General features: G+C 64.0%; 15 protein-coding genes and 1 pseudogene. 9 read left to right on the top strand and 7 right to left on the bottom strand.

What is annotated here, in order from left to right:
• Positions 1–41: 41 nt before the first annotated feature.
• Together ACYG97_RS26835 and ACYG97_RS26830 are read right to left on the bottom strand one after the other, a co-directional pair.
• The gene (locus ACYG97_RS26835) at positions 42–836 is read right to left on the bottom strand and encodes a class II glutamine amidotransferase (RefSeq protein WP_023703538.1); all 795 of its coding nucleotides are present in this window, start codon (positions 834–836) and stop codon (positions 42–44) included.
• Between the two features lie 15 nt (positions 837–851).
• Positions 852–1,106 (bottom strand): DUF6356 family protein, encoded by a 255-nt coding sequence (locus ACYG97_RS26830; RefSeq protein WP_023732501.1) that lies wholly within the window; start codon positions 1,104–1,106, stop codon positions 852–854.
• A gap of 115 nt (positions 1,107–1,221) precedes the next feature.
• Between ACYG97_RS26830 and ACYG97_RS26825 the strand changes: the two genes are divergently transcribed.
• The 6 genes from ACYG97_RS26825 (at position 1,222) to ACYG97_RS26800 (ending at position 5,811) form a co-directional block, all read left to right on the top strand.
• The gene (locus ACYG97_RS26825; protein WP_023690042.1) at positions 1,222–1,692 is read left to right on the top strand and encodes an Lrp/AsnC family transcriptional regulator; all 471 of its coding nucleotides are present in this window, start codon (positions 1,222–1,224) and stop codon (positions 1,690–1,692) included.
• Between the two features lie 85 nt (positions 1,693–1,777).
• The gene (dut, locus tag ACYG97_RS26820; protein WP_023725824.1) at positions 1,778–2,263 is read left to right on the top strand and encodes a dUTP diphosphatase; all 486 of its coding nucleotides are present in this window, start codon (positions 1,778–1,780) and stop codon (positions 2,261–2,263) included.
• A 1-nt stretch (position 2,264) separates the two neighbouring features.
• On the top strand, positions 2,265–2,924 hold the full coding sequence (locus ACYG97_RS26815; RefSeq protein WP_023732502.1) for an HAD family hydrolase: 660 nt from the start codon (positions 2,265–2,267) through the stop codon (positions 2,922–2,924).
• A 176-nt stretch (positions 2,925–3,100) separates the two neighbouring features.
• On the top strand, positions 3,101–3,919 hold the full coding sequence (locus tag ACYG97_RS26810) for a hypothetical protein (RefSeq protein WP_245260722.1): 819 nt from the start codon (positions 3,101–3,103) through the stop codon (positions 3,917–3,919).
• 76 nt (positions 3,920–3,995) lie between these two features.
• The gene (locus ACYG97_RS26805; RefSeq protein WP_023732504.1) at positions 3,996–4,799 is read left to right on the top strand and encodes an isocitrate lyase/PEP mutase family protein; all 804 of its coding nucleotides are present in this window, start codon (positions 3,996–3,998) and stop codon (positions 4,797–4,799) included.
• Positions 4,800–4,812: 13 nt separating this feature from the next.
• Positions 4,813–5,811, top strand: coding sequence for a proline racemase family protein (locus ACYG97_RS26800; protein WP_023732505.1), 999 nt, complete (start codon positions 4,813–4,815; stop codon positions 5,809–5,811).
• Between the two features lie 5 nt (positions 5,812–5,816).
• Here the strand turns inward: ACYG97_RS26800 and ACYG97_RS26795 are convergent, their stop codons facing one another.
• Together ACYG97_RS26795 and ACYG97_RS26790 are read right to left on the bottom strand one after the other, a co-directional pair.
• A complete protein-coding gene (locus ACYG97_RS26795; RefSeq protein WP_023672874.1) occupies positions 5,817–6,518 on the bottom strand; it encodes a sulfate transporter family protein in 702 nt (233 codons plus the stop codon).
• A gap of 198 nt (positions 6,519–6,716) precedes the next feature.
• Positions 6,717–7,618, bottom strand: a pseudogene (locus tag ACYG97_RS26790) (DMT family transporter).
• Between the two features lie 215 nt (positions 7,619–7,833).
• Here ACYG97_RS26790 and ACYG97_RS26785 point away from each other — a divergent pair.
• Entirely contained in the window at positions 7,834–8,826 is a 993-nt protein-coding gene (locus ACYG97_RS26785; protein WP_023732506.1) for an adenosine kinase, read from the top strand.
• 71 nt (positions 8,827–8,897) lie between these two features.
• On the opposite strand, the gene ACYG97_RS26780 is transcribed toward ACYG97_RS26785, so the two are convergent.
• From ACYG97_RS26780 to ACYG97_RS26770, 3 genes are all read right to left on the bottom strand, one after another.
• Complete coding sequence (locus ACYG97_RS26780; RefSeq protein WP_023732507.1) at positions 8,898–9,971, bottom strand: sensor domain-containing diguanylate cyclase; 1,074 nt, start codon at positions 9,969–9,971, stop codon at positions 8,898–8,900.
• A gap of 124 nt (positions 9,972–10,095) precedes the next feature.
• Complete coding sequence (locus ACYG97_RS26775; protein ID WP_023672870.1) at positions 10,096–12,375, bottom strand: NADP-dependent malic enzyme; 2,280 nt, start codon at positions 12,373–12,375, stop codon at positions 10,096–10,098.
• 144 nt (positions 12,376–12,519) lie between these two features.
• On the bottom strand, positions 12,520–13,701 hold the full coding sequence (locus ACYG97_RS26770; protein WP_031261906.1) for a glycosyltransferase family protein: 1,182 nt from the start codon (positions 13,699–13,701) through the stop codon (positions 12,520–12,522).
• Positions 13,702–13,866: 165 nt separating this feature from the next.
• Between ACYG97_RS26770 and mutS the strand changes: the two genes are divergently transcribed.
• Positions 13,867–16,596 carry a DNA mismatch repair protein MutS gene (mutS, locus tag ACYG97_RS26765; RefSeq protein ID WP_023732509.1) on the top strand — a complete coding sequence of 910 codons (2,730 nt, stop codon included), beginning with the start codon at positions 13,867–13,869 and terminating at the stop codon, positions 16,594–16,596.
• A gap of 73 nt (positions 16,597–16,669) precedes the next feature.
• The gene (locus tag ACYG97_RS26760; RefSeq protein ID WP_023729603.1) at positions 16,670–17,134 is read left to right on the top strand and encodes a nuclear transport factor 2 family protein; all 465 of its coding nucleotides are present in this window, start codon (positions 16,670–16,672) and stop codon (positions 17,132–17,134) included.
• Positions 17,135–17,140 lie beyond the last annotated feature (6 nt).

The following is a 17,140-nucleotide window of genomic DNA, read 5'->3' as shown; positions in this document are numbered from 1 at the left end:
GGACAGAGGGGGGCGCGAAGGAATGCGGCTTAGACTAGGGCCTAGACGACCAGTGCCAGCCTTGCCACAGCCGGCACGAACGGCCGAATGCTCATCCCATCGCCAGTGATCGTGACAAAACTCGCCGGCGGGATCGCCTGCCAGTCGCCGCCTTCGCGGTCGAAGGGTTCGGACACGATGCAACGACCGCCGTTGCGGAGCGACGTGTACAGCGTCGGTGCGTGGGCATCGCTTGCGTAGCGCACGGCATAGAGCGCGCGCCCATCGGAAAGGGCCGCAGTGAGTTTCAAGGCCGGTTCGAGACCGGCGTGGCGTGACGCCTCCAGAACCCGAGCGGTGGCGCGCGATACTGCCCCTTGCGGGTCGCCAGCAAGACCCTCGTCGATCATCAGCAGGAAAAGCAGCTCGGAATCGGTGGTGCCTTCACGCTGGTCGAAGACGGCGTCGCAGAGCGAGTTCTCCAGCGCGCGGCGGATCTTTTCGAAGCCGCCGATCTGGCCATTGTGCATGAACGACCAGCTGCCGGAGATGAAGGGATGGCAGTTCATGCGGCTGGTGGCGCCGCCGGTCGACGCCCTGACATGGGCGAGGAACAGGCCGGATTTGATCTGCCGGCACAGGCTTTTCAGATTGGGATCCGACCAGGCCGGCAGGATGTCGCGGTAGAGGCCGGGCTCGGGCCGGTCGCCATACCAGGCAAGGCCGAAACCGTCGCCATTGGTCGGCGACTTGGCTTCCTGGGCGCAATGGCTCTGGGCAATCAGCGAGTGGCAAGGCGCGGTGACGACGTCTTCGAGGAAGACCGCTTCACCCAGATAGGCCGCCCATCGACACATGGCTTCTAACCAATCCTAGGCGCGATCCAAGAGAGCCTGGGGCTCCTTGACCGCGTGCGAGCCTCTGTTGTGCGTCCGCTCGTAGAGTTCGCGAACGATTCGGCTTGCCGCAGTTTCGAAGAGAAACGGCAAGAAAGCGTGAACGAGTGCCGCACCAGCGGCCATCAGGAGGCGCGAGCAGAACCAGGCGGCAAAGGCCATATGGCTGAAATAGGTCTCGCCCACCTTGGCCGGGTGGGAGGTGAAAAGCCCTGCAAGCCGTGTCGTCATGGTGATCCCTCCTGCCGGGATAAGCCCCGATGTTGGGTATCCTGCCACGGGGTAAAGGTTCATCGGTCTCAATTTGTCCTTGTCTAACGCCGTGGTTCGGGACATTCATCCCAACATGGCGCTTGAATTTGATGAAATCGACCGAAGATTGCTGGCCGAGCTGCAACGCGACGGCACACTGTCGGTCGATCAGCTCTCCGAAAAAGTGTCGCTGTCGCGCAACGCCTGCTGGCGCCGGGTCAAGCGGCTGGAAGAGGACGGCGTCATCACCGGACGGGTGGCGCTGGTCGATGCCGACAAGCTCGGGCTCGGGCTCTCGGTGTTCATCCTGATCCGCACCTCCAATCATGACCCGGACTGGCTGCAGAAGTTCCGTGCGGCGGTGACCGGTTTTCCCGAGATCACCGGGGTCTATCGCATGTCCGGCGATCTCGACTACGTGCTGCGCGCCCGCGTCGCTGACATGAAGGCCTATGACCGGCTTTATCAGCGGCTGATCGCCAAGGTGGCGCTGTCGGACGTTTCGGCCTCCTTCGTCATGGAGGAGATCAAGGAGACGACCGTCGTTCCGGTGGAATTGCGCTAGGTCACACTGACGCCTGAAAGAAAGCCGTTGATAGGCCTGCGGACGAGTTGACCGAATCGCCGTTCGCGCCGATAGGATCGATTTTATGCGCGCAGCCTTCCAAAATTCCTCCGTCATTGGTCCCACTGTCGGCTTCGTCAGGTTGCCGCATGGAGATGGACTTCCTCTTCCCGCCTATGAAAGCACCGGCGCCGCCGGCATGGATCTGCGCGCCGCGGTGCCGGAAGACCGGCCGCTGCTGATCCTGCCTGGCAAGCGCGCCTTGGTGCCGACCGGTCTGATCCTGGAAATTCCCGAAGGAATGGAAGGCCAGGTGCGGCCGCGCTCCGGCCTTGCCTTCAAGCATGGGCTGACCGTCCTCAATTCACCAGGCACGGTCGACAGCGACTATCGCGGCGAGGTTAAGGTGCTGCTGGTCAACCTCGGCGACGAGGATTTCGCGGTGACGCGCGGCATGCGCATTGCCCAGCTCGTCTTTGCCGCGGTGACGCAGGTGACGGTTGAGGAGCGCTCGCTGGCCGGCGCCACGACGCGCGGCGCGGGCGGGTTCGGATCGACCGGCACCGCCTGAAATGAGCATACCGAAACTGGTCATCTTCGACTGCGACGGCATCCTGGTCGACACCGAGAACCTTGCCAACCGGCGGCTTGCCGAGTGGTTTGTTGCCGCCGGTTATCCCACCACATTCGAATATTGCCGCAAATATTTTTCCGGCCGTAGCATGGCTTCTGTGCAGAAGGAAATCGAAGAGACGACCACGGTGCGGCTCGGCGCCGATTTCGTCGATCGCTGGAATGCCGGCCTGCCCGATCTGTTTGCGCATGGCGTCGAGGCGATCCCCTATGTGCGCGACTTCATCGAGGCGGTTCGCGCGGCCGGCATTCCCTATTGCGTCGCCACTTCTGCGCGTATCTCGAAGATGCACATCACGCTCGGCCAGACCGGGCTGCTGCCTTTGTTCGAGCACGCCATGTTCTCTTCGACCATGGTCGGCCGCGGCAAGCCGTTCCCGGACCTGTTCCTGCATGCGGCAAAGACCATGGGCTTTGCGCCCGCCGACTGCATCGTCATCGAGGACAGCGTTGCCGGCACGCAGGCCGGCATTGCCGCCGGCATGCGTGTCTATTCCTATCATGGCGATCCCTATTCCGACCGCGATGGCCTGGCCGGCGCTGGCGGCGTCCTGTTCGACGACATGCGCGAACTTGCCGGGCTGGTGCCGATCCACTGAAGCTGTGTTAGGTTCCGCGCGGCCAGCCTGAGGCACCCATGCCAACGAACCTGCTTCGCTCCATCCTAAAGCGTTTCACCGTTTCATGGAAACGGCGAACCGCTCTATCTTTTTGTTTTGTCGCAATTTCCGGCCGGAAAACCGCACACACTTTTCCTGAAATTGCTCTAGCGCTTGTGCTGCTGCCGTGGCTTTGGACCGCAGCCGGCGCGCAAGCCGTCAGCTTCCCGGAATTCGGCAGCGCCATCCCCGGCCACATGGATGTGACCTATCTGGACCTCGCAAGGATGGTCATTCCCGGCCTGGCAGGTGACAGCAACGGTTTCTACCGGGGTGGATTGCCGATCGAGATGCGCCACATCGAGGGGCCGGATGACGGCGGTTCGCCGCCTGAGACATCGGGCCTCTCCAACGCCGGCGTGCTCGCCATCAAGGCCGGGGGCAAGGACCGGCTGGCGATGCTCTACGACCTCGGCGACTCTCCCGACAGCGCCGAAGGCTATGCCGTGCTGGCGCTCTACGACATCACAGACAAGCCGAAGCTGCTCGACGCCGTCAATGTTGCGCTCGACCGCGGCACCTATTTCCGTGAACCGGGCAAGCTTTCCGTTGGGCCGAACGACGACATCGTGATCACCATGAGCGCGCATTTCAATTCAAGCCAAAATTACGCGATCACGCCGCTGATCATGGTGCGCGACGACAAATTCCAACTGATCGACATGATCTTCACCTTCGATGAGAACCTGTGCGCCTACAGCCGCAAGCAGGACGTTGCTTTCCAGACGATCGCTGACGGGCAGCCTTATGCCGCAGTCAAAGTGACGGTGACCGACGCCACGGTGCTCAACGGCGAGAGCTGCGACGGCCAGCCGCCCAAGCCTGAAGCCCACGCAATTTCCGTTACCTATCATTGGGACAAGAAGACGTTGCACTACGTCAGGGATTCCGACGCGCTGGACAGATTGGCAGGAGAGAACGCCAAACGCTTCTGAGCCAACCGCATTCGTTTGCCCGGTGCATTTCTGCACGATAGAATCTGCCGATATTCCGCATCTGAAGGGAGCACTCATGGACAAGGGCAAGATCTTTCGCGACCTGCACGCCTCGACCTTCGTCATGCCCAACCCCTGGGATGTCGGCACGACCAAGCTCCTGGCCTCCTTCGGCTTCAAGGCGCTGGCGACGACCAGCGCCGGTTTTGCCTTCTCGCGCGGCCTGCCCGATGGCGCAGTGACCTTCGAGGCGATGATCCACCATTGCCGCGAGCTGACGGCGGCGACCAGCCTGCCGGTGTCGGCCGATCTCGAGAAAGGCAAGGGCGACAGCGCGACGAGTGCCGCCGAGACGGTTTTTGCGGCCGAAGCGGCAGGTCTCGCCGGCTGCTCGATCGAGGACCATACCGGCGATCCCGACAAGCCCATCTATGAGTTTTCACACGCCGTCGAGCGCGTTGCAGCTGCTGCTGAGGCCGCACGGGCGCTCAAGCATGATTTCGTCTTCACCGCACGGGCCGAGAATTTCCTTTGGGGCAAACCGGATCTCGACGACACGATCAAGCGGCTGCAGGCCTTCGAAAAGGCCGGCGCCGATGTGCTCTATGCGCCCGGCCTCAAAGATGTCGAGACCATCCGGAACATCTGCTCGGCGGTGAGCAGGCCGGTCAATGTCATGGCACTCCCGGCCTTCACCATCGCCGACCTTGCCATGGCCGGGGTCAAGCGCATCTCGCTCGGTCCGTGGCTGACCAATTTCGCCTTCGGCATGCTGGAAACCGCGGCGCGCGAGATCCAGCAGGACGGCACGTTCGGCTTCACCCGGGCCGCCATCCCGTTCGGCAAATTGCAGGCGCTGTTTTCCAAATCCTCAGGCTAGGGGGTCCCGGCGCATGACGCTCACCGTCGTCGACATGCACACCGGCGGCGAGCCGCTCAGGATCGTCACCGGCGGCTATCCAGACATTCCCAAAGGCACGATCCTGGAAAAGCGCGCCTATGTGCGCGACCACCTCGACCATTTGCGCAAGCTGCTGGTCTTCGAGCCGCGTGGTCACTACGACATGTATGGCGCGCTGCTGGTGGAGCCCGACCTGCCCGGCGCCGAGCTGGCCGTGCTGTTCATGCACAACGAGGGCTATTCGACGATGTGCGGCCACGCCATCATTGCGCTTGGCCGCTACGCCGTCGACGAAGGCCTGGTGGCGAAACAGGAGCCAATCACCATGGTCAACATCGAGGCGCCGTGCGGCTTGGTCGTCGCTTCGGTGGAGGTCAAGGACGGCAAAGCGGGATCGGTGTCGTTCGAAAGCGTGCCGGCCTTTCTGTTTGCCCATGACCAACAAATCGAATTGGGGGGATACGGCAAGATTGCGTTCGACATCGCCTATGGCGGCGCCTTCTACGCGCTGGCCGACTGCCATCAATTCGGCCTGGAGTTCGGCCGCAGCCGGGTGCGCGATTTCGTCGACGCGGCAACCGCGCTGACCGAGCGGCTGAAGGCGGCGTTCCCTCTATCGCATCCCGACCATGCCGATCTCGCTTTCCTCTACGGCACCATCCTCACCGATGGACACGATGCGTTCTCCGGCGAGGCAACAAAAAACATCTGCGTCTTTGCCGATGCCGAGGTCGACCGCTCGCCGACCGGCTCCGGCGTCACCGCGCGGCTGGCGGCAATGCATGCCAAGGGTGAGATCAACCCTGGTCAGGAGCGGTCCTTCGAAAGCATCGCCGGCTCGCGCTTTTCCGGAGCGGTGGCGCGCACGACCATGGCCGGCCCGCATGATGCGATCATCGCCCGCGTCGGCGGCCGCGCCTACTATTCGGGCCGGGCGGAATTCACCGTCGAGCCGGATGACGAATTGGGACGCGGTTTTCTTCTGCGTTGATAGGCCTATCGCCCGGCGCTCTCCCGCGCGCCGACCGCCTTGTGCAGATGCACCATCATGGCGGCGGCAAAGAGCGGCGTCAGCAGGTTGAGCAGGGGCACGGCGAGGAAGGCAGCGATGAGCAGCCCGGCCAGAAAGACGGTGCCGGCATATTTCCGGCGCAACGCCCTCGCCTCATCTTCCGGGCGGAAGCGCATGGCGGCGAATTCGAAGAATTCACGTCCGAGCAGATAGCCGTTGACGATGAAGAAGGCGGCGATGTTGACGCCCGGAACCAACAGAAGGAGCAAGGCGACGATGTTGCCCAGGATGACGACGCCGAAGAATTTCACCGACAACACGAGCGAGCGCAGCGCCGGCATGGCGCGTCCGACGGGATCGGCCGGATAGTCGGTGCGCTCGACCACTTCGGCGATGTCGTCGAGAAACAGGCCGGCCACGATTGCCGTCACCGGCGCGATCAGCAGCGCCATCCCGAAGGCAAGCGCGATGGCAGCGATGATGCCGCTCAGCCATCCGGCCCAGGACGGCAGGCCGGGCAGCAAGGAGTGAACCCATGGCAGGGCCAGCCAATCGACAAGCCCGGTCAAGACGAACCACAAGGCGACCAGCGCCAGGACGGTCAAGCCCAGCGTCTTCAGGAAAACCGCGCGGAATTCGGGAGAAAACAGCCGGCTGAAGGCGGCGCGGGCAGCGTTGGAGATCACGGCGTTTCCACCCCCAGGAACAAACGGATATCTCCGACATAGGCGGAGACCCTGTCAGCCGCAAGCCTGCTGGAGCGGGCGCAATTCCGGACGGGAACTAGAGCATGATCCCAAAAAGTGGGTACCGGTTTTTGGAAAAGATCATGCTCCAACAAAGGGTTAGATCATGATGAGATTTCAACCAAATCTCATCATGATCTAGCGCGCCAGCGCCCGGGAGCGGGCGGGGATGGTCATTGCCGCAACGCCGGCGACGACGCAGCCCATGCCCCAGAAAGCTGTCGGCCCAAGGCTTTCACCGAGGAACAGGACGCCGATGCCGACGCCGATCGGCACGCGCAGATAGGCCTGCGACGTCGTGCCGACCGAACCAAGCGTGTGGATGAGGCGGAAAAAGATGCAGAAGGCCAGCGCCGTGGAGAACACCGACAATGCCAACAAGGCCAGTATCGACGCCATTGAAGGGACAGCGTCCACGGGCGGTCGAAGGCCAGGCTCAAGGGGACGAGGATGACCGCGCCGCACAGCATCGAGCCGGCGGCCGGCAGCATCGGGTCGAGTCCCCTAAAGCTGCGGCCGAAAATGGCGGCGCCGGCATAGCAGACCGTGGCGGCAATGACGGCAAGCTGCGCCCACAATTGATGGCCGAGCCCGCCAAGCGCCTGGGTGCCGACGATCAGGCAAATGCCGGCAATGCCGGCACCGACACCGAACAGCTTGCGTGCGGTCACGGATTCATGGCGGGTGATAAGCGCGGTCAGCAGGAAGGTGAAGATCGGCGAGGTCGCGTTGAGAATGGTGGCCAGACCGGCGTCGATGGAGCGCTCGGCGGCGGCGATCAGCGTGAACGGCACGACGCTGTTGAGGCAGGCCTGGACCATGAACCGCCACAAGGTCGCGCCGTCCTTGGGCATGGAAAGGCCGCGCCAGCGGATCAGCGCGAGCAGGATGGCGCCGGCGATCAGGGTGCGAGCAGCGATGAAGGTTATCGGCGGGATCGTCTCGACACCGATCTTGATGAAGGTATAGGACGCGCCCCACAGGGCGGCCAGCACGCCAAGCAGCGCCAGTTCGGTGGCCATGTCGGTCTTTGCTTGCATGCAGGGTGCTTCCAGCGCTTGATCTGAGGCCAAGCTTGTAGGCGACCCGGCGGTCAGATGCTTCGGCCACGGTCGAACTGTGATGGAGCCTCGTCCCAGGCGCGCGCGCCGGCCTGGGCCGGCAAAGGGTGGAAATCGGTTGCCATTTTTCGGGGTGATGCTGTAGACCCGCCCGGGCGTGGCAGAAAGCCGGCAGTTCCCAGGCGGAGAAATTGATGCCCGATTATGACGTGCTTTGCATCGGCAATGCCATTGTCGACATCATCGCCCAGTGCGACGACGCTTTTCTCGAGACCAACGGCATCATCAAGGGTGCGATGAACCTCATCGACACCAAGCGCGCCGAGCTGCTCTACAGCCGCATGGGCCCCGCGATCGAGGCCTCCGGCGGCAGCGCCGGCAATACCGCCGCTGGCGTCGCCAGCTTCGGCGGCCGCGCCGCATTCTTCGGCAAGGTATCGAACGACCCGCTCGGCGAGATCTACGCCCACGACATCCATGCCCAGGGCGTCGCCTTCGACACCAGGCCGCTCCAGGGACAGCCGCCGACGGCGCGCTCGATGATATTTGTCACCCCCGACGGCGAGCGCTCGATGAACACCTATCTCGGCGCCTGCATCGAACTCGGGCCGGAAGACGTCGAGGCCGACAAGGCGTCGGGCGCCAAGGTGACCTATTTCGAGGGCTATCTGTGGGATCCGCCGCGCGCCAAGGAGGCGATCCGGCAGACGGCGAAGCTCGCACACGAGGCTGGGCGCGAAGTGTCGATGACGTTGTCTGATTCGTTCTGCGTCGACCGCTACCGGGACGAGTTCCTCGAGCTGATGCGCTCGGGCACCGTCGACATCGTCTTTGCCAACAGCCACGAGATCAAGTCGCTCTACCAGACAAAATCCTTCGACGAGGCGCTGGCGGCGATCCGCAAGGATTGCAAGATCGCCGCCGTCACCCGCTCCGAAAAAGGCTCGGTGATCGTGCGTGGCGAGGAGACCGTCACCATCCAGGCGACGACGATCCGCGAACTGGTCGACACCACCGGCGCCGGCGACCTCTACGCCGCCGGCTTCCTCTACGGCTACACGACGGGACGCAGCCTGCAGGATTGCGGTGATCTCGGCTCGCTGGCAGCCGGGCTGGTGATCCAGCAGCTCGGGCCACGGCCGCGGCAAAACCTGCGCAGCGCGGCCCAATTGGCGGGGTTGCTGTAGGGCCGTCTTTCGGCGCGCAGCGCCGAGCCAGATGAGGGGTTCCCGCCGGATCAGGCTGTCCGGCGCTCCGCTCAGGCGGTGCGGCGAAGGTCGTCGGACGTAGGCCCGGGTTCCAAAGCCCCGGCGGTGACCAGCCGGTTGCGGCCGCTCTTTTTGCCGATGTACATCAGTCGGTCGGCGAGCGTTATCAGCGCCTCCGAATCGGACGCTTCCGCCGGGTAGATGGCGACGCCAACGGTGCAACCAACATGGATGGCTCCATTCGGCGTCGGCACCTTGATCCGCAGCTTTTCCAGGATACGTTCGGCGACGCCCACGGCCTTCTGTCGGGCCCGGCTAGCCTCTCCTGAAAACAGGAATGCGAACTCGTCTCCACCGAGCCGCGCCACGAAATCAGCGCTGCGCAGGATGGTGCGAAGCTGACCCGCCACCTCCTGCAGCAGCGCGTCGCCGGCCTCGTGGCCGAGCGTGTCGTTGACCTTCTTGAACCTATCGAGGTCGATGAACAGCAGGCCGGCCGCCTGGCCAGTGCTGTCGCAGCGGTCGATCACCGACCTCAGCTCGTTGTGAAAGGCGCGCCGGTTGGGCAGGCCGGTCAATGCATCGTGGTTGGCCGAATGATCGCTCTGCTGCTTGGCCAGCTCGATCTCGCGCTTTTGTACGGAGAGTTCCTCGTTGGCGGCCTTGAGTTCGAGCAGCAGTTCGGCATTGAGATCCTCGACTACCTTACGGTCGCTAATGTCGACGACGAAACCTTCGAGGAATTCGAGTTCGCCGGCACCATCCCAGACCCCGCCTCCGATCTCGCGCACCCAGAGCGGCTCGCCGACCTGTGGCACGATGCGGTAGTCGACGTTCCAGTTGCAGCGCGCCTCGAGCGCGGTATCGACGGCGGCATAGACCGCAGCGAGATCATCCGGGTGGATCGCCGAGACATAGTCGCGCACGGCATTTTGAATGAAGTCGCTCGGCCGATAACCGCTGACGGTTAAAATGCCGTCGCTGATGTAGAGCATGGTGTAGGACGCATCGTTGCGGCAACGGTAGAGATAACCGTCCATGCGGCCGGTGATGCTCAGCAGCGCATCCAGGCGCTCGTCGTGATAGACCCCCTGGCCGACCACAGATGCCGTGTCATGCTTCATGGCCGCACCCCCGTTTTGGCGGTCTGAGCGCGCCGCCAATGCCATAAGGCCATAGGGGGCGAGAACGTTCCCTATAGCAGCCGAATATTATCAATCTCTTATGGGTTGGCTATTTTGCCGCCAATCAGGCTCCCGCGCTATAGGCCGCGATCGCAGCCATGTTGACGATGTCCGAATCCTTGGCGTTGAGCGAGACGATCTGGACCGGTTTGTTCAAGCCGACCAGCAGCGGGCCGATGACGGTGGAGCCGCCGAGTTCCTGCAGCATCTTGGTCGAGATCGAGGCCGAGTGGAACGCCGGCATGATCAGCACATTGGCAGGGCCGGTCAGCCGGATGAACGGATATTGCGCCATGGCGCGGGCATTGAGCGCGACGTCGGCGGCCATTTCGCCGTCATATTCGAAATCGACCCGGCGTTTGTCCAGGATACGCACCGCTTCCTGCACCCGCTCGGAACGTTCGCCCTGCGGGTGGCCGAAGGTCGAATAGGCAAGCATGGCGAGCCGCGGCTCGTAGCCCATGCGGCGGGCGAAGCCCGCGGCCTCCTCGGCGATATCGGCGATCTGCTCGGCATTGGGCATGTCGTGCACGGCGGTATCGGCGACGAGGACTGTTTTGCCCCGCGCGAGCACGATGGAGACGCCGATGACGCGGTGTCCGGGCTTGGCGTCGATGACGCGGCGGATATCGTCGAGCGCCGTGGAATAGTTGCGGGTGACGCCGGTGACGATGCCGTCGGCATCGCCCAGCGCCACCATGCAGGCGGCGAAATGGTTGCGGTCGTTGTTGATCAGCCGCTGGCAGTCGCGGAACAGGAAGCCTTTGCGCTGCATGCGCTCGTAGAGATAATCGGTATAGATGCCGTTGCGGCGCGACAGCCTGGCATTGATGATCTCGATGCCTTGCTTGTTGAGGTCGATGCCGGCGTGCCTGGCGTTTTCCTTGATGACATCGTCGCGGCCGAGCAGGATCGCGGTGCCGAGCTTCTGGTTCACATAGGAGACGGCGGCGCGCATCACCTGTTCTTCCTCGCCCTCGGCAAAGACGATGCGCTTGGGCTGGCGGCGGACGCGGTCGTAGATGCGCTGCAAGGTCGAGGCGATCGGGTCGCGGCGGGCCGACAGTTCCTGCGCGTAGCGGTCGAGGTCGAGGATCGGCTTGCGGGCGACGCCTGACTCCATCGCCGCCTTGGCCACAGCGAGCGGGATGGCCGAGATCAGGCGCGGATCGAACGGCACCGGGATGATGTAGTTCGGGCCGAATTTCGGCCGGTTGCCCTGATAGGCGGCGGCGACATCGTCGGGCACGTCCTTGCGCGCCAGGTCGGCCAGCGCTCTCGCTGCGGCGATCTTCATGTCGTCATTGATGGTGGTGGCCCTGACATCCAGCGCACCGCGGAAGATGTAGGGGAAGCCCAGCACATTGTTGACCTGGTTGGGGTAGTCGGAACGCCCGGTGGCCATGATGGCGTCGGTGCGGATTTCGGCCACTTCCTCCGGCGTGATCTCCGGGTCGGGATTGGCCATGGCGAAGATGATCGGGTTCTTGGCCATCGATTGCACCATCCTGGTGGTCAATGCGCCCTTGGCCGACAGGCCGAGGAAGACGTCGGCGCCATCCAGCGCCTCGGCCAGGCTGCGCGTGGCGGTCTTGACCGCATGCGCCGACTTCCACTGGTTCATGCCTTCGGTGCGGCCCTGGTAGACGACACCCTTGGTGTCGCACAAGATGATGTTTTCCGGGGCGAAACCCATCGCCTTCATCAGTTCGATGCAGGCAATGCCGGCGGCGCCGGCGCCGTTGCAGACCATTTTCGTGGTCTTCATGTCGCGGCCGGTGATCTCCAGCGCGTTGATCAGCCCGGCGGCCGAGATGATGGCGGTGCCGTGCTGGTCGTCATGGAAGACCGGGATGTCCATCAGTTCGCGCAGCCGCTGCTCGATGATGAAGCATTCCGGCGCCTTGATGTCTTCCAGGTTGATGCCGCCGAAGGACGGGCCGAGAAAGCGCACGCAATTGATGAATTCGTCGGCATCCTCGGTGTCGACCTCGAGATCGATGGAATCGACATCGGCGAAGCGCTTGAACAGCACCGCCTTGCCTTCCATCACCGGCTTGGAGGCCAACGCGCCGAGATTGCCGAGGCCGAGAATGGCGGTGCCGTTGGAGATGACGGCGACCATGTTGCCGCGCGTCGTGTAGTCGAAAGCGCGGCTGGGGTCTTCGGCAATGGCCAGCACAGGAACCGCGACACCCGGCGAATAGGCGAGGCTCAGATCGCGCTGCGTCGCCATCGGCTTGGTGGCGACGATCTCCAGCTTGCCGGGGCGGCCCATGGCGTGGAATTCCAGCGCCTCCTCGGCGCTGACGGAGGGGCCGCTATTTTCGGTTTTCTTGGCCATGATGCTTTTGATTTCCTCGCCGGTGTCGCCCCCTTGAGACGGGTGCGTGTTTTTGAAACTTCTGGATCAAGGCTACACGCCACCGCTGTAAATCGCCAAGCGATCTTCACGCCCGCAGCGAAATCTCCCGAGGGTCGGATGGCGTCACGTCGGCTCTGGCTCGCTCACGAAGGCAGCGATTTCGCGCACCGTTCCCCGTCGCATCATGCCGTCTGTGCCGGGGAAAGGCCACGTCTCGATGAGTGGCCCACGGCTCCCCTTGCGCCGCAGCAATGCAGTCAGGAACGCCATGAATTCGATGCGCTGGGTACCGACCTTCTCCAGTGTCCGGCGGCGGATCTCCTCGCGCGGTATAGCGCGGTCGAGCAGCGTTTCGACAGCGCGGCGAATGGCAGCCCGTTCCGGCTCGGCGACGATGCAATAATCCGGATCGAAATAGACGTCGCGACCGCCAAGGCTCGGCGTACTGACAATCGGCAGACCGGCCATCAGATATTCCATCGAGGAGTACATCGCTCCTTCCACGGCCGACAGGCACAGCCCGACGGCGGCCTGGTTGTAGACGCGGTTGACCTGTTGGGCCGTCAGCTTGCCCGGCCAGCCGTCGACGAGCGGATTGGCGATTTTGTGGAGCGGCGATTGCGCCTGCAGTCGCCGGACAAAGGCGCGGGCGGCAACCGGCGGCAATTCGCCGATCGAATAGGTGATGTGGGCCAGCCGCTCTATGTCGAAGGCGAGGTGATGGCGTTTGATCGGCGAGATGCGGCCATTGTAGACGGCGTCGAATTCGACCGGCACGTCCGGCAGTGGCCGGAAGATCTCCTCCGATACCATCAGATTGTGGTTGGAGAAGATGGCATTGCCGCCCGCAGCGGCGATGAGACGGCGCTCTTCCTCGGTGTTGCACAGGAAGATGATTTCGTGCAGCGGAAACCGGCCGGCATACCAGGCGAGATCGCGGCCCATCCGGGCGATGACAGCCGGCCGCTCCATGGTCCACGTCTGCATCGTTAGAAAGGTGACGCGGCGCGCCGCCAGGCGCCGGCCGAGCGCTGCCAGCGGATAGAGCGGCCGCGCCCCGCCAATCGGGACATAGAGCACCAGCGGGTCGCGGCTGAGCACATGCAGCGACATGTCGATGCCGCCATCGACATCGGACAGCGGCCCGCGTGTCGGCAGGAGGAAGGGGATGCGCTTGCGCACTGTCCCCCTAAGCTTGCTTTTGGTGCGGTGGACGCGCCGCGCCGCCAACAGCAGCAGGCGCTCACGCGCCGATCCAGCCGGACCGACCAGCTCTTCGAACGCCTCCTGTTTGTCCTGATCCATGCCGCTTATCCCCGCCATGGCGATCATAGGGTCTGGTTGGCGCCCGAAGCAACCAACGGCTTCACCCGGCGTAGAAGGAGCACAAGCCGCCGTCGAGGCCGGTCGTCCCCTGCTTTTCGGGCCGCCGGCATTAAACCCCGCACCCACATCTGCTAGCGTGCGGGCATGAACATGCACACTTCAGCAGAAACCGACGCCCCCGAGGTGACACCGCCTGCGCCCGTCGGCAGCGTCACGCCGATGATGGAGCAATATATCGAGATCAAGGCGGCGAACCCGGATTCGCTGCTGTTCTACCGCATGGGCGATTTTTACGAGCTGTTCTTCGACGACGCCGAGAAGGCGAGCCGGGCGCTGGGCATCGTCCTGACCAAGCGCGGCAAGCATCAGGGCCATGACATTCCGATGTGCGGCGTTCCGGTGCATGCGGCCGACGACTATCTGCAAAAGCTGATCGGCCAGGGTTTTCGCGTTGCCGTCTGCGAGCAGATCGAGGACCCGGCGGAAGCCAGGAAGCGCGGCGGCAAATCGGTCGTACGCCGTGACGTGGTGCGCCTGGTGACGCCAGGCACCATCACCGAGGATAAATTGCTGGCGCCGTCGGAATCGAGCTTCCTGATGGCGCTAGGGCGGGTGAAGGGCGGCAACAGCGGTGACGCCTTCGCCCTGGCCTGGATCGAGATCTCGACCGGCGTCTTCCGCGTCGCCGAAACCACGGCCGACCGCCTGCTGGCCGATGTCTTCCGCGTCGACCCGCGCGAGCTGATCGTCGCCGAGCCGGTGTTTTACGATCCCGAGCTGAAGCCGGTGTTCGACGTCATCGGCCGCGTCGCCAGCCCGCAGCCGCCGTCGCTTTTCGATTCGGCTTCGGCAGCGGGGCGGATCGCGCGCTTCTTCGACGTGGCGACGCCGGACAGTTTCGGTGCCTTCTCGCGCGCCGAATTGTCGGCGATCTCGGGCGCCATCGCCTATGTCGAAAAGACGCAGAAGGCCGAGCGGCCGCCTTTGTCGCGTCCCGAACGCGAGGAGCAGGGCTCGACGCTGTTCATCGATCCTGCGACACGCGGCAATCTGGAACTGTTGCGCACGCTGTCGGGCAGCCACGACGGCTCGCTGTTCAAGGCTATAGACCGCACGGTCACCGGCGGCGGCGCCAGGCTGCTCGCCGACCGGCTGATGGCGCCGCTAACCGATCCGGCGGCGATTGCTGCCCGGCTTGATTCGGTATCGTTCTTCCGCACCGAGACGCGGCTCTGCCAAGCTGTGCGGTCAAGCCTGAAGAGCGTCGCCGACATGCCGCGAGCGCTGTCGCGGTTGGCGCTCAACCGCGGCGGCCCGCGCGACCTCGGCGCGCTGCGTGCCGGCTTTGAAGCGGCGGGCGCCATTGCCGAAATCTTCGCCGCAACAGCGCTGCCCCATGAATTGACGGAAGCACTTGCCGCGATAAAGGCGCTGCCGCGTGCGCTGGCCAAGCATCTGGCCCAGGCTCTTGGCGAGGAACTGCCGCTGCTGAGGCGCGACGGCGGCTTCGTGCGTGGCGGCTACCATGCCGAACTCGACGAAATGCGGGCGCTGCGCGACGAATCGCGCAAGGTGATCGCCGGACTGGAGCGCTCGCTGATCGAGGAGACCGGCATCCGCTCGCTGAAAATCCGGCACAACAATGTGCTGGGTTACTACATCGAGGTGACCGCCAACCACCATTCGATCATGACCGGAAGCGACGGCGCCAAGGCGCGCTTCATCCACCGCCAGACCATGGCCAATGCCATGCGTTTCACCACGACCGAACTTGCCGAACTCGAGACCAAGATCGCCAATGCCGCCGACCGGGCGCTGAGCATCGAGCTTGCCGCTTTCGATACGCTGACGGCTGAGGCGGTCGGCGAGGCGCAGAAGATCCGCGCCGGCGCCGATGCGCTCGCCGTGCTCGACGTGTCGGCGGCGCTCGCGCTGTTGTCGGAGAGCGAAGCCTGGTGCCGGCCGCTGGTCGATTCCAGCCTCGCCTTCGATATCTCGGGCGGACGCCATCCGGTGGTGGAACAGGCGCTGCGGCGCTCGGGCGAAGGGCCGTTCGTCGCCAATGATTGCGATCTGTCGCCGCAAGACGGGGCCAAGGCCGGCGCGATCTGGCTGCTCACCGGTCCGAATATGGGCGGTAAGTCGACCTTCCTGCGGCAAAACGCACTGATCGCCATCCTCGCCCAAACCGGTTCCTTCGTGCCGGCGACATCGGCCCATATCGGCGTCGTCGACCGGTTGTTCTCGCGGGTCGGCGCCTCGGACGATCTGGCGCGTGGCCGCTCCACCTTTATGGTCGAGATGGTCGAGACGGCGGCGATCCTCAACCAGGCCGGTGAGCGGGCGCTGGTGATCCTCGACGAAATCGGCCGCGGCACCGCCACTTTCGATGGCCTGTCGATCGCCTGGGCGGCGGTCGAGTACCTGCACGAGAAGAACCGCTGCCGGGCGATCTTTGCCACCCATTTCCACGAGATGACGGCGCTGTCCGGCAAACTGCCGCGCCTTTCCAACGTCACCATGCGGGTCAAGGAATGGGAAGGCGACGTCGTCTTCCTGCACGAGGTCGGCAAGGGTGCCGCCGATCGCTCCTATGGCGTTCAGGTCGCTCGCCTTGCCGGTCTGCCGGAAGCGGTGGTCGGCCGCGCCAAAGAGGTGCTGCATCAGCTCGAGGAAGGCGATGTCTCCGGCAAGGCCAACCGGCTGGTCGACGATCTGCCGCTGTTTTCGGTGGCAATGAAGCGGGAAGCGGCAAAGCCTGCGAAGAGCGACGCATTGGGCGCAGCGCTGGGTGAGATCAATCCAGACGAGATGACGCCGCGCGAGGCGCTGGAAGCGCTCTACCGGCTGAAGGGGCTGGCGGGGAAAACCTAGCCCGATTTCGGCCTTGACCAATTGTACCGATTGGTACAATGCTCGCCATCGCCTTTGCCGATGGGAGAATGACATGAGCCGTCCGCCGCTGCCGCCCTTCACCGCCGAGACCGCCGCGCAGAAGGCTCGGCTTGCCGAAGACGCCTGGAACAGCCGCGATCCCGAACGGGTTTCGCTCGCCTATACGCAGGACAGCACCTGGCGCAACCGCGCCGAGTTCGTCTCGGGCAGAAATGAGATCGTCTCCTTCCTCACGCGCAAATGGGCTCGCGAGCTCGACTACCGCCTGATCAAGGAGGTCTGGACCTGGAACGACAACCGCATCGCGGTGCGCTTTGCCTATGAATGGCGCGACGACAGTGGCCACTGGTTCCGCTCCTACGGCAATGAGAATTGGGAATTCGACGCGGCCGGGCTGATGCGTAGGCGCGTCGCCAGCATCAACGACCTGCCGATCGCCGAGGGTGAGCGCAAATATCACTGGCCGCTCGGCCGCCGGCCGGACGACCATCCCGGCCTGTCCGAACTCGGACTTTAGAATATG

The organism is Mesorhizobium sp. W067 (assembly GCF_054719525.1).
This window is presented reverse-complemented; position numbering and strand designations above follow the sequence as displayed.